This is a genomic window from Actinomyces stomatis, from assembly GCF_031292835.1.
Lineage (GTDB): Bacteria > Actinomycetota > Actinomycetes > Actinomycetales > Actinomycetaceae > Actinomyces > Actinomyces stomatis.
The window spans coordinates 39,206-50,843 of sequence record NZ_JASPEP010000013.1 but is presented as its reverse complement, the minus strand read 5'-3'; the positions used below and the strand labels follow the sequence as shown (position 1 = coordinate 50,843).

General features: G+C 69.4%; 11 protein-coding genes. 5 read left to right on the top strand and 6 right to left on the bottom strand.

Features of this window, described 5'->3' with window-relative positions; translation table 11 throughout:
• Positions 1-13 precede the first annotated feature (13 nt).
• Together wecB and RIV12_RS08330 are read left to right on the top strand one after the other, a co-directional pair.
• Positions 14-1,096: a non-hydrolyzing UDP-N-acetylglucosamine 2-epimerase gene (gene wecB / locus RIV12_RS08335; protein ID WP_309323163.1), complete on the top strand. Its 1,083-nt coding sequence runs from the start codon at positions 14-16 to the stop codon at positions 1,094-1,096.
• Positions 1,097-1,127: 31 nt separating this feature from the next.
• A complete protein-coding gene (locus RIV12_RS08330) occupies positions 1,128-2,249 on the top strand; it encodes a glycosyltransferase family 4 protein (RefSeq protein ID WP_309323160.1) in 1,122 nt (373 codons plus the stop codon).
• Here the strand turns inward: RIV12_RS08330 and RIV12_RS08325 are convergent.
• Genes RIV12_RS08325 through RIV12_RS08305 form a run of 5 tightly spaced genes read right to left on the bottom strand, consistent with a single transcriptional unit; the run spans position 2,221 to position 7,743 of the window.
• Complete coding sequence (locus tag RIV12_RS08325) at positions 2,221-3,489, bottom strand: glycosyltransferase (protein ID WP_309323158.1); 1,269 nt, start codon at positions 3,487-3,489, stop codon at positions 2,221-2,223. The genes RIV12_RS08330 and RIV12_RS08325 overlap by 29 nt on opposite strands.
• Position 3,490: 1 nt before the next feature.
• Entirely contained in the window at positions 3,491-4,855 is a 1,365-nt protein-coding gene (locus tag RIV12_RS08320; protein ID WP_309323156.1) for a lipopolysaccharide biosynthesis protein, read from the bottom strand.
• Between the two features lie 26 nt (positions 4,856-4,881).
• Complete coding sequence (locus RIV12_RS08315) at positions 4,882-5,952, bottom strand: Gfo/Idh/MocA family protein (protein WP_309323154.1); 1,071 nt, start codon at positions 5,950-5,952, stop codon at positions 4,882-4,884.
• A gap of 1 nt (position 5,953) precedes the next feature.
• Positions 5,954-7,087: a DegT/DnrJ/EryC1/StrS family aminotransferase gene (locus RIV12_RS08310; protein WP_309323152.1), complete on the bottom strand. Its 1,134-nt coding sequence runs from the start codon at positions 7,085-7,087 to the stop codon at positions 5,954-5,956.
• On the bottom strand, positions 7,087-7,743 hold the full coding sequence (locus tag RIV12_RS08305; protein WP_309323150.1) for an acyltransferase: 657 nt from the start codon (positions 7,741-7,743) through the stop codon (positions 7,087-7,089). Before RIV12_RS08305 ends, RIV12_RS08310 begins: the two co-directional genes overlap by 1 nt.
• A gap of 253 nt (positions 7,744-7,996) precedes the next feature.
• Between RIV12_RS08305 and RIV12_RS08300 the strand changes: the two genes are divergently transcribed.
• The gene (locus RIV12_RS08300; RefSeq protein WP_075417075.1) at positions 7,997-8,713 is read left to right on the top strand and encodes a glycosyltransferase family 2 protein; all 717 of its coding nucleotides are present in this window, start codon (positions 7,997-7,999) and stop codon (positions 8,711-8,713) included.
• 23 nt (positions 8,714-8,736) lie between these two features.
• Positions 8,737-9,150, top strand: coding sequence for a DUF2304 domain-containing protein (locus tag RIV12_RS08295; protein ID WP_075417074.1), 414 nt, complete (start codon positions 8,737-8,739; stop codon positions 9,148-9,150).
• Between the two features lie 35 nt (positions 9,151-9,185).
• Here RIV12_RS08295 and RIV12_RS08290 read toward each other — a convergent pair whose 3' ends face one another.
• Positions 9,186-10,241 carry a glycosyltransferase family 2 protein gene (locus RIV12_RS08290; protein ID WP_309323148.1) on the bottom strand — a complete coding sequence of 352 codons (1,056 nt, stop codon included), beginning with the start codon at positions 10,239-10,241 and terminating at the stop codon, positions 9,186-9,188.
• Positions 10,242-10,360: 119 nt separating this feature from the next.
• On the opposite strand from RIV12_RS08290, the gene RIV12_RS08285 reads away from it, so the two are divergent.
• Positions 10,361-11,635: an LCP family glycopolymer transferase gene (locus RIV12_RS08285; protein ID WP_309323146.1), complete on the top strand. Its 1,275-nt coding sequence runs from the start codon at positions 10,361-10,363 to the stop codon at positions 11,633-11,635.
• Positions 11,636-11,638 lie beyond the last annotated feature (3 nt).

The window sequence follows — 11,638 nt, the reverse complement described above, 5'->3', positions numbered from 1 at the left end:
TAGAGTCTCGGTCATGCGTGTCATGTCAGTTGTGGGCGCCCGGCCCCAGTTCGTCAAGCTAGCCCCGATCGACGCCGCTTTCCGAGAGGCAGGCATCGACCATGTGATTGTTCACACTGGGCAGCACTACGACCCGATGCTCTCCGACGTCTTCTTCAGCGACCTGGGGATCTCGGCCCCGGACGTCCACCTGGGAGTCGGCTCAGGATCGCACGGGGTGCAGACCGGAACGATGCTCGCAGCCATGGACGAGACCATCGAGACCCACCGCCCCGACTGGGTCCTGGTCTACGGGGACACGAACTCCACGCTGGCCGGGGCCCTGTCCGCCGTCAAGCTCCACGTGCCCATCGCCCACCTGGAGGCGGGCCTGCGGTCCTTCAACCGGGCCATGCCCGAGGAGATCAACCGGATCCTGACCGACCACGCCGCCGACCTGCTGCTGGCACCGACCGAGGTGGGGGCCGCTCACCTGGCCGACGAGGGGCTGGCCGAGCGGACCGTCGTCGTGGGCGACGTGATGACCGACATCCTGTTCTCGGTGCGCGACTCCGTCATCGATGAGCCCTCCCCCGTCATGACCGAGCTGGACCTGCCCGAGGGCGGCTACTCGCTGGCCACCATCCACCGGGCGGAGAACACCGACGACCCCGAGCGACTGCGCTCCATCCTGGATTCACTGGCGGCGGTCGATCACCCCGTGGTCCTCCTGGCGCACCCGCGTCTGGTGGCCAAGTGCGACGAGCACGGCATCGCCCTGGGGGACTCCGGCAACCTGCGGATGCACCCGCCTCTGGCCTACCCCGAGCTCGTCGCCTCGACCCTGCACGCACGCGGCGTGGTCACCGACTCCGGCGGTCTGCAGAAGGAGGCCTTCCTGCTGCGCGTGCCGTGCACCACGGTGCGTCCCCAGACCGAGTGGGTGGAGACCGTCAACCTGGGATGGAACGTCCTGGTCGAGCCCGGCCAGGCCCTGGTGAGCGCCGCCTCCCGTCCGAGGCCGACCGAGCCCGCCGAGGCCGATGCCCACCCCTACGGGGACGGCAACGCCGCGAGCCGAGTGGTTCAGGCCCTCACCGACCACCTGCCCGGCTGATCGCCTCAGCACCGGCTCCTTCAGCAGCATCATGCGCGTCACCATCGTCACCACCTGGTTCCCCACGGGCCGCTCCCCCGGTCTCGGGGTCTTCGTGGCACGCCACGCCGCCTCCATGGCGGCGGCCGGCCACGACATTCGCGTCGTCCACCTCGCCTCGGCCTCCGTCGACGACGGCGTGCGGCATGATCGAGTGATGGGTCTGCCCGTCGTCCGCCTGCCCATGACGCTGTCGCGGCCCCATGAGCTGCTCGCAGCCAGACGGGAGCTGGCGGCCCTGACTCGGGGCAGCGACGTCGTCCACACCCACGCTGTCTCCACCCTTCTGCCCTACGCCCTGGGTCGGCCCCGCCAGCCGTGGCTCCACACGGAGCACTGGTCGGGGATCGCCCAGCGCGGTGCTGAGCTCGGTTCCCTGGCGCGGGCGGGCGCTCAGGTGGTTCTGCGTCTGGAGCGCAGGCCCGACGTCGTCACCACCGTCTCCGACCAGCTCGCCGCCGACCTGCGGGTCTACCGCCCCGACGGCGAGATCCTGACGGTCCCCAATGAGGTCACCATGCCTGAGGAGCCGGCGCCGCGCCGGGACGTCGAGCTGGGGCGTGACACGCTGCGGATCGTCGGCATCGGGGGGCTCATCGAGCGCAAGCGCCCCGACCTGGCCGTCGAGGTGGTCGCGGCGCTGGCGGAGCAGGGGGTGCCGGCCCGGCTGACCTGGGTGGGTGGCGGGCCACTGGCCGATCACTGCGCCGATCTCGCTGAGCGCCTGGGCGTCGACCTGGAGCTGACAGGTCAGCTCCCGGGCGATCAGGTTCAGCAGATCCTGGCCGACAGTGATCTCTTCCTCGTCCCCACGCTCGCGGAGACCTTCTTCCTGGGCGCCGCCGAGGCCGTTGCCGCAGGCCGGCCGGTGGTCACCAGTGATCGGGGAGCGCACACCAGCTTCCTGGATCCCTCGGTGACCGAGATCGTCAGTCAGGACGACCCGGCGACGTGGGCCGGTGCGGTCGTCGACGTCATGCGGCGCTGCGAGGGTCAGACGGCGCGAGACATCCAGGACACGCTGCCGCGGGCCTTCTCCCCCAGCGAGGTGGCGCGCGCCTACGGCCGCACCTACGAGACCGCCGTCACTGAGTACTCCCGGCGCTCCCGCTGATCTCGCCGCACGCCTGCTCGTAGAGCTCTCGGCAGGCCTTGACGAAGGTCTCCTCCCCGAAGCGCCGGCGAGCGCGGGCCCGGATGGTCTCAGGGCAGTAGCCCCCGGCGCGGATCGAGTCGGTCACCTGGGTGAGGGCCTCGGTCAGGGCGGCGACGAGGGCGTCGTCGTCGGCCTGGGCCTCAGCGGGCAGGACGAGGCCGGTCTCGGGCTCGACCATGAAGCGTCCCGCCCAGGTGGGAGTGGCCACGCAGGCGAGCCCCAGGGCCTGCGCCTCGGCCAGGACGGTGCCCCCGGCCTCGACCTCGCTGGCCAGGACGAAGACGTCGCTGGCGGCCATGAGTCCGCTGACCTCGTCGTGGGGCACCCGGCCGGTGAAGGTGGAGGTCTGCTCAATGCCCTCGGCTCGGGCCAGCTCTCTGAGGGGCTCGATCTCGTGATCCTCCCCTCCGACGAGGAGCAGTCGCGTGGGCTCGCGCCCGGCGGCGAGATCGGCGCGTGCCAGGCGGGCGACAGCGCGGATGGTCTCCTCGGGGCGCTTGTTACGCCCCAGGTGGGAGACATGGCAGACAGTCAGGGCTCTGGAGTTGTCGCCCTGGCGGTCCTGGTCGGCGGGCCTGGAGACGTCGAAGACATCGTCGTTGACCGGCAGGGCGATGCTCCTCCACTCCCCGAGCCGCCAGTAGTCCCGCAGGGCCTCGGCGAAGGGGGTGGAGACGACGGCCCGTCCTCCGGCATGTCTCAGGTCGCGCCGCAGGGCCCGGTACCGCCATCCGTGGACGCTGCGGTCCGTCGAGCTGGGGCGGTGCTCGGTGATGGCCAGTCCGGCGCCCCAGTGCTCGGCGGCATAGCGGCCGACGTGAATACCGGTGAACACCGAGTGGGCGTGAACGACGTCAGGGGCCGCCTGTGCCCCGCCGCTGCCGGAAGGCTCAGGCAGACTGCGGATCGTCTCCTCATAGAGCCGCACCGCTCGGGCCGCTACGGCGCGAGCCGCCATCCGGTCCCCGGGCAGCGCTCCCTTGGGGATCGTGGGCACCGTGCCGCGCACGACGACGATCCCCTCCTCGACATCCGCCGTCAGCTCCCGGCGCGCCTGCCAGAAGGAGACCGGCTCCAGGGCGATGACGCCCACTCGCATCCCGCCGCGCTGAAGCATGCGCGCCTGGTCACGGAAGAAGGAACCGTTGTGGGGGCGGGACCGGTCCGGGTACCACGAGGGAGTGAGGACGACGTGCACGTCACTGCTCCTCATCGTGAGGATCGGCGGATACGGAGGCGGAGGGCTCGGGCTCGCCTGCGGCCTCGTAGTGCCCCTCATTGGCCTCCGAGGCCGGGGGACGCGAGTCGAAGCCGCGGGCTGCGGCGTCGGCCATGAGGATCTGTCCCACGAGGATGACGCACATGATGGCACCCAGGATGTAGGTGGTCGTCAGCAGCGAGTACGGGCTGAACCAGAGCCAGGCCAGGGGGACGGCGGCATAGACCACCGAGAAGATCAGCATCCAGTCCTGGTTCTCCGTGACGACGAAGAGGTTGGACAGCGGCGAGGTGACCAGCAGAATGAACAGCCAAGGTGTCAGCGCCCGGGCGAAGCCGCCCGACTCGACCCACTGGCTGCCGAAGAGCAGGGGGAAGAGCCACGGCGAGACGACGAAGAGCAGGGCGAAGGGAACGGACCCGATCATGAGGACCCGTTTGATGACCTGACGCACCAGCGGGCGCATCTGTCCGGGCTGTAGCGTGGCGAGCTTGTGGAAGAAGACCTGGCCCACGGCGGCGTTGATGAGGGCCATCGGAACCTCCAGGCAGCGCCACGCCAGGTTGAACTGGCCCAGACTGGCCACCGAGTAGGAGCCCACGAGCAGGTTGATGCCGTTGAGCCGCACGGCGTCGACGAAGGCGTTGAGGCCGTTGAGCAGGGGCATGCGCCGGTAGCGGCGGGCGACCTGCCGCAGACTGGGAGCCTCCGGCGGCAGCGGCCGGTGCAACGGCTTGGCCTTGCGCCCCAGGTTGACGAAGGCCCAGAGCTGCCCGATCGTCTGACCGATCAGCAGGCCCCCGACACTGACCATCCCCGCCGCCCCCAGGACGAGCTGGCCGAGGGACTGCCCGACCTGCTGCTCGATCCGGTTGATCGAGATCGTCCGGTAGTCCGACTGGCGGTTGTACCAGTACTGGAGGAGCTGGACCGTCGACAGCAGCAGCGTGGTCACGCCCAGCAGCGGCATCCAAACGGCGATATCGGCTCCCCACTGCCGGGTGATCAGCGGTTTGAGGAGGAAGGCCACGACGCTCGTGACGACCGAGACCACCACGATGCACACCATTCCCAGGCGGGCGCAGGCCAGGGCCCAGGCGTCCTTCTTAGGCAGCATGATCGTCATGTCGTAGCGCAGCGCCGCCACAGCCGTGATGATCGAGACCACCGAGGTGTAGCGCGCGAGCTGGCCGAGGTCCGCGTCGGAGAAGATACGGGTGAGGACCATCGTCATGCCGAAGACGATGGCCTGGGCGGTGGCCGTCCCGCTGACCAGTGTCAGGACATGGCGCAGGAACGGGGAGGACTCCATGACCGAGCGGACCCGGGCAAGCACTCCCGCCACGGGTCCGCTCGAGGCGACTGACCGGTTCAGAGCTCGACCGTCCGGTTCTCGCTCGCCGAGGTCAGCACCGCCTCGACGACGTCGAGCGTGGCCACGCCCTCGGCCATGGTGACGTGGCGCTGGGCCACGCCGCGCACGGCGTCGCGGAAGTTCTCCTGCTCCAGGGCCAGCGGCTCGCGCTTGGGGATCGCGTAGCGGATCACGTCGCCCTCGCTGACCCCCCGGAAGGCGGCGACCTGGTCCCAGGTGGAGGCCACGGTGCCGTTGGCGTGGAAGGTGAGGTCCCCGGTGAGGGTGTCCGCCACGAAGGATCCCTTCTCCCCGGTGACGATCGTGACGCGCTCCTTGAAGGGCGTGAGCCAGTTGACCTGGTGACTGACGATGATGCCGCCCTCCAGCAGGCCGGTGGCCACCATCATGTCCTCGGTCTGGCGCCCGGAGCGGTGCGTGACCTGCGCGGCCACGGAGGTGTAGCGGGCGCCGGCGACCCAGGCGGTCAGGTCGATGTCGTGGGTGGCCAGGTCCTTGACGACACCGACGTCGCTGATACGGGCCGGGAAGGGGCCCTGGCGGCGGGTGAGAACCTGGTAGACCTCGCCGAGCTCGCCGGCGTCGAGACGCTCGCGCAGGGCCCGCAGGGCGGGGTTGCAGCGCTCGACGTAGCCGACGGCGCCCACCAGCCCCCGCTCGGCGAAGGCGGCGGCCACGCGGCGGCCCGCGGCGGCGTCGTGGGCGATGGGCTTCTCCACCATGGTGTGCACGCCGGCCTCGGCCAGGGCCAGGGCGACGTCCTCGTGGTAGACGGTGGGGACCGCCACCATGGCGGCGTCCAGTCCGGCGTCGATGAGGGCGTGGACATCAGGCAGGACCGCCAGCTCACCGGCGACGCCGAAGCGGTCCCCGCCGGGATCGGCCACGGCCACGAGCTCCATGCCCTCGGTGGCGCGGATGACCCGGGCATGGTGACGTCCCATGGAGCCCAGGCCGATGAGGCCCACGCGCAGCGGGTTGTCCGCTGTGCCCTTGTCGGACAGGTGGTGGACCTCGGGCAACGCGGTCATCGTGGCCTGGCCGTCGAGAGCGACGTTCTCACTCATGTCAGGCACCTGCCTTCACGGTGGCGGCCACGGCCTGGCCGATGCGCTCCAGGTCCGCCTCGCTCAGGGAGGGGTGCACCGGCAGGGAGAGGCACTCACGGGCGGCCTTCTCGGTTCCGGGCAGCTCGAGGCCCTCGGCGTAGTGGGCCAGGGAGGCCAGGCGGTGGTTGGGAATCGGGTAGTAGACGCCGCTGCCGACCTGCCACTCCTCGCGCAGGGCGGCCTGGACGGCGTCGCGCTCGGCGCCCGTGGCCCCCTCGAGGCGGATCGTGTACTGGTGGTAGACATGCGTGTAGCCCTCGGGAACGAGGGGGGTGACGACGCCGTCGACGCCCGTCAGCAGCTCGTTGAGGCGCTCGGCATTGGCCTGGCGAGCAGCGGTCCAGCCGGCCAGCTTGGTCAGCTGGACGCGGCCGACGGCGGCGGCCACGTCCGTCATGCGGTTGTTGAGGCCCACCAGCTCGTTGGCGTACTGCTGCTCCATGCCCTGGTTGCGGATGAGGCGGCAGCGGCGGGCCAGCTCGGCGTCGGCCGTGGTGATCATGCCGCCCTCAAGGCTGGTCATGTTCTTGGTGGGGTAGAAGGAGAAGGAGCCCCAGGCCCCGAAGGCGCCCACCGGCTTACCGTCGATGGCGGCGCCGTGCGCCTGGGCGCAGTCCTCGAAGACGGCCAGGCCGTGACGCTCGGCGATGGCGAGGATCTCAGGCATGTTGGCGGGCAGGCCGTAGAGGTGGACCACCTCGATGGCTGCCGTGCGCTCAGTGATGGAGGCCTCGACGCTGGCGGGGTCGAGGGTGAAGGTCACCGGGTCGATGTCGGCGAAGACCGGCACGGCGCCACTGATGGCCACCGAGTTGCCGGTGGCGGCGAAGGTGAAGGAGGGGACGATGACCTCAGGCGCCTCTCCAGCGCGCTCCTGGAGCTCAGTGGCCAGCGTGGCCACGTGCTGGGCCGAGGTGCCGGAGTTGACGGCCACGCAGTGGACGCCGTCGACGACCTGGGCGGAGAACTCCTCCTCGAAGGCCTTGACCTGGGGCCCCTGGACGACCATGCCCGAGGCGAGGACGGCGTCGACGGCGTCGCGCTCCTCCTGTCCGATGATCGGCTTGGCTGCTGGGATGAACTCGCGTGACATCAGTGGGTGACCTCTCGGATGGTGATGGATTCGGAGCTGGACTGCGTACCGGCCCCGGAACCGGGCTCGGTATCGACCTGCTCGTACAGGGTCCCGGTGACGGGGCAGCGCCAGCGCGGGGCTCCGTCGGGGCCGGTGTCGGCAGGGGTGAGGGGCTCGCCGGCGCGCCCGACCCAGCCGATGCGGCGGGCGGGAACCCCGGCGACCAGGGCGTGGGCGGGAACGTCCTTGGTGACTACGGCGCCTGCGGCCACTGTGGCCCAGGCCCCGATACGCACCGGGGCGACGCACACGGCGCGGGCGCCGATCGATGCGCCCTCGTCGATGGTGACTCCTACGGGCTCCCAGTCGGCGGCGGACTTGAGTGAGCCGTCGGGGTTGACGGCCCGGGGGAAGTGATCGTTGGTCAGCGTGACCGCTGGACCGATGAACACCCCGTCGGCCAGGCGGGCCGGTTCGTAGACGAGGGCGTAGTTCTGCACCTTGCAGCTGTCCCCCATGACGACGCCCTCACCGATGTAGGCGCCACGCCCGACGATGCAGTCCCGCCCGAGGACGGCGTGCTCACGGACCTGTGCGAGGTGCCAGATGCTGGTGCCCTCTCCGAGGACGGCGTCCTCGGAGACATCGGCGGACGGGGCGATGCGGGTGGCCACGGCGACTCCTGTGCGGGCGGCTCGGACCGCCCTGACGATCGAAAGAGTCCGGTCAACCTGGTGGCTGCCGGAGGCCGTGCCGCTCCGGTCGCCGGGGGCGGCGGGCGCTGCACGACCTGCCCCATCCTAGGGGACTCCTCCTCCCGAGACGACGCCTGGGCACGCCCCGAACGAGACCTACCCCACCAACAGCGACCGCCCCCGCCTGCCGCAAGAGGGATGACACCCCCTCATCGCGTGCAAGAATGCAGTAGTGACTACCTCCAACGCACCGCAGACCGGGGGGCCCACCCCGGTGCCCCCGGTCACCGACACCTGGCTCGTCATTCCCTTGTACAACGAAGCAACCGTCGTGCGCGAGGTCATCTCCCAGGCTCGCAAGATCTTCCCCTACGTCGTTGTCGTCGACGACGGCTCCAAGGACGGCTCGGCCCAGGAGGCGGCCGCCGCGGGGGCCGTGGTCGTGCGTCACCCGGTCAACCTCGGCCAGGGCGCCGCGCTGCAGACGGGCTTCTCCTACGTCCTGGAGAAGACGAATGCCGACTACATCGTCACTTTCGACGCCGACGGCCAGCACTCCACCACGGACGCCGCCGCCATGGTCGCGGCGGCACGCGATGAGGATCTCGCCGTCGTCCTCGGCTCACGCTTCCTCGAGGGGCCCTCGCCGGTGGGTTGGCTCAAGCGAGTCGTCCTGCGCACGGCGGCGGCCGTCAGCTCGCACACCTCCGGCATGCGCCTGACCGATGCTCACAACGGTCTGCGGGTGATCCGCCGCGACGTCCTGGCGCAGCTCGACCTCAAACAGAACCGGATGGCGCACGCCAGCGAGATCATTCGCAAGATCGGCGCCACCGGCATGCCCTGGCGCGAGTTCCCGGTGCACATCGTCTACACCGACTACTCCCGCTCCAAGGGCCAGTCCCTGTGGAACTCGGTCAACATTCTGGTCGACCTGCTCTTCTCCTGAGCCCGACACGGAAGGCACAGCCCATGATTCATCAGTTCGCCGCCCAGGTCACTCCGATCACGAACCACCAGTTCTACATCCAGGCCGCCCTGATCCTGGCCGTGATCGCCGTCGGCTGGATGATGCTGCGCACCCCCGGCGGGGCCCGTCATATGGCTGCCCGAAGGCTGGTCACCCTGGCCTTCGTGGCCTTCGCCATCTTCAACATCACCTTCCCCTGGGTGATGAGCTCGATCGCGCACCGGATGGGAGTCGGGCGAGGCACTGACTTCCTGCTGTACGCCCTGGTCATCGCCTTCCTGGCGCAGATCCTCTCCTCCTTCCGACGCAACAGCGCCAGAGAGCGGCAGATCACGCACCTGGCCCGGCGCATCGCCCTGGACAACGCGCCCGAACCACCTGCTGCCGCACGACTCACCACTGCGACTCACGACTGAGCACAAGCGTTCGGCAGGCGCCGAGCGCCCTTCCCTCAGCGCCGGGAGGCGCGGACCTCGAGCTCTTCACGCAGACGCAGCCCGCCGGAGAGCAGCCAGCGCACTGGCGCCTGCCATGGGGAGTCGTAGACGCCGTAGAGGTAGTGCCGGGCAGAGGCGTGATGCGCCCGGATCATCTTCTCGGGGCGCGCCTTCCAGCTGGCCCCCTGCTCATGGATGACGACGGAGTCGAGCACCTGCATGTTGAGCCATCCGGCTCGTCCGACCCGCTCCCCCAGGTCCACGTCCTCGAAGAACATGAAGTAGTCGTCATCGAAGCCCTTCAGGCGCCTCCAGGCGAAGGCGGGCAGAAGCAGGCAGGCCCCGGAGAGCCAGCCCACTGTTCGGGTCCGGTCAGAAGCCCCCTGTCCGACAGTGTTGTGATAGGCGGCGGAGAAGGGGTTGGTCGGCCAGATTCTGCCCAGGACGGCGTGTCCGGCGCCCTTGACCAGGGAGGGCAGGGCGCGCCCGGAGGGGTAGACGGTGCCGTCGGGATTGAGCAGGAGGGGCCCCAGGCAGCCGGCCGCCGGGTTGGCCAGGCCCGCATCGATGAGGGCGTCCAGGCTCCCGGGCCTCCAGACGAGATCGGGATTGGCCACCACGATCCAGTCCTCCTCCAGCCCCGCGGCTGCGAGGTTGGCGCCCGCCCCGTAACCGAGGTTGGTGCCGTCCCCGACGACGCGCGCCCCGTGGCGCTGAGCGGCGGCAGTGACGATGTCGTGCTCGGTGCCGTTGTCCGCGATGACGACGACGAGCCGACGAGCCGTCGCTGTGGCCAGGGAGGCCAGGAAACGCTCCAGCTCCTCACCTGGGTTGAAGGCGACCGTCACCACTCGCACGCTCTGCTCGTCGGGAGCGCCGGGCGCTGACGCATCGGAGGGACCCGAGTCCGATCGCCCGCTCGGTTGGCTGATATCACCATTCGCCTCCACGTCGCCCCTTCCCGTAGTCGGGGCGGCGGCCTGAGCCCCCAAGCGCTCCTCTACCTGATCCGAAGCACTGAGGGCAGTGGCCGAGGCACTGGTCGGCATGGGTTTCGCAACACTGGTCACGGAGAGAGCCTAGCCCTGTTACCCGTGTGAGAGGCTTCACCCCTCATTGGGTAAATCTCATGTAACAGGTGTAGGAAGCCCCATATGGTTCTCCCCTCTCATTCCCTATGATCGCTTCCGTGCCTCAGTTCAGTAAGCCGCGCGCGCGGCACTCCTCCAAAGAACTCGGACGCCGCCTGGCCCGCCGAGCAGGGTTCAGCCTGCTCGCAGTGACGATCTTCGTCGTCTCCGCCGCGGGCTTCGCGTGGCACAACATCCAGTCACGCATTAAGTGGTTCGACATCGACAGCCTGCTCTCCGAGGAGGACCGGCCCGGCACCAAGCCGCCGGACAGCTACGAGGGTCGAGCCGTCAACCTCCTGATCCTGGGCACCGACTCCCGTGCGGGGAACAACAACGTCGACGGATCACAGGGCGATGACGAGGTCTCCGTGGCCCGCTCCGACACGGCGCTGGTCATGCACATCTCGGCTGACCGCAAGCGCGTCGACGCCGTATCCATCCCCCGCGACACCCTGGTCGACATCCCCGAGTGCACGACTCTCGATGGCAACAAGGTCCCCGCCGATGAGGACGAGCAGTTCAACAAGGCCTTCGCCAACGGAGCCGGCAGCAGCAGTGACAACAAGAAGGCCGTGGCCTCCGGAGCGGCCTGCACCCTCAAGACCGTGGAGAAGATGACGCACGTCCGCATTGACGACTTCGTCGTCGTCGACTTCGCCGGCCTGTCCAAGGTGGTCGACTCCCTCGGAGGCGTTCACGTGCAGGTGGATGAGGCCATCGATGACTCCGAGTACACCGGTTTCAAGCTCGATGAGGGCTGCCAGAAGCTGAACGGCGAGAACGCCCTGCAGTACGCCCGTGTCCGACACGGGGTGAGTGACGGCTCGGACATCTCCCGTATCGCACGTCAGCAGAACCTCATGAGGGCCATGGCCTCCAAGGCGCTGTCCTCCAACCTCATCACGCAGTCCGGCTTCCTGACCAACACCCTCGAGACGCTCACCACCTCTGAGCGCATCGGTCAGATCGGTAACCTGTCGGGCCTGGCCTACTCCATCCAGGGCGTCGGCATCGACAAGATCAACTTCATCACCATGCCGCACGAGCCCGCAGACGACCCGAACCAAGTGGTCCCCACAGAGGGCGCCAAGAAGGTATGGAAGGCCCTCGAGGAGGACAAGCCCGTCCCCTCCGACACCTCGGCCCCGGCCTCGTCGGACTCGAGCGCCGCCGCGGATGACTCCGCCTCGGAGAACACTGATGAGTCCTCCGAGACCTCCGAGCCCACCAAGGCCGCCCCGACGCAGGCTCCTGCGTCCCAGGCCCCGAAGGCGAGTGCCCCCCAGCAGCAACCCGCCGCGAAACCGACCACCCCAGCCTGCCCCGCCTGAGGC

Bases quoted from the DNA above. Each gene is read 5' to 3' on its own strand.
- RIV12_RS08315 (WP_309323154.1), bottom strand. From the start codon at position 5,952: ATGAGTGAGAACGTCGCTCTCGACGGCCAGGCCACGATGACCGCGTTG.
- RIV12_RS08330 (WP_309323160.1), top strand. From the start codon at position 1,128: ATGCGCGTCACCATCGTCACCACCTGGTTCCCCACGGGCCGCTCCCCC.
- RIV12_RS08295 (WP_075417074.1), top strand. From the start codon at position 8,737: ATGATTCATCAGTTCGCCGCCCAGGTCACTCCGATCACGAACCACCAG.
- RIV12_RS08310 (WP_309323152.1), bottom strand. From the start codon at position 7,087: ATGTCACGCGAGTTCATCCCAGCAGCCAAGCCGATCATCGGACAGGAG.
- wecB (WP_309323163.1), top strand. From the start codon at position 14: ATGCGTGTCATGTCAGTTGTGGGCGCCCGGCCCCAGTTCGTCAAGCTA.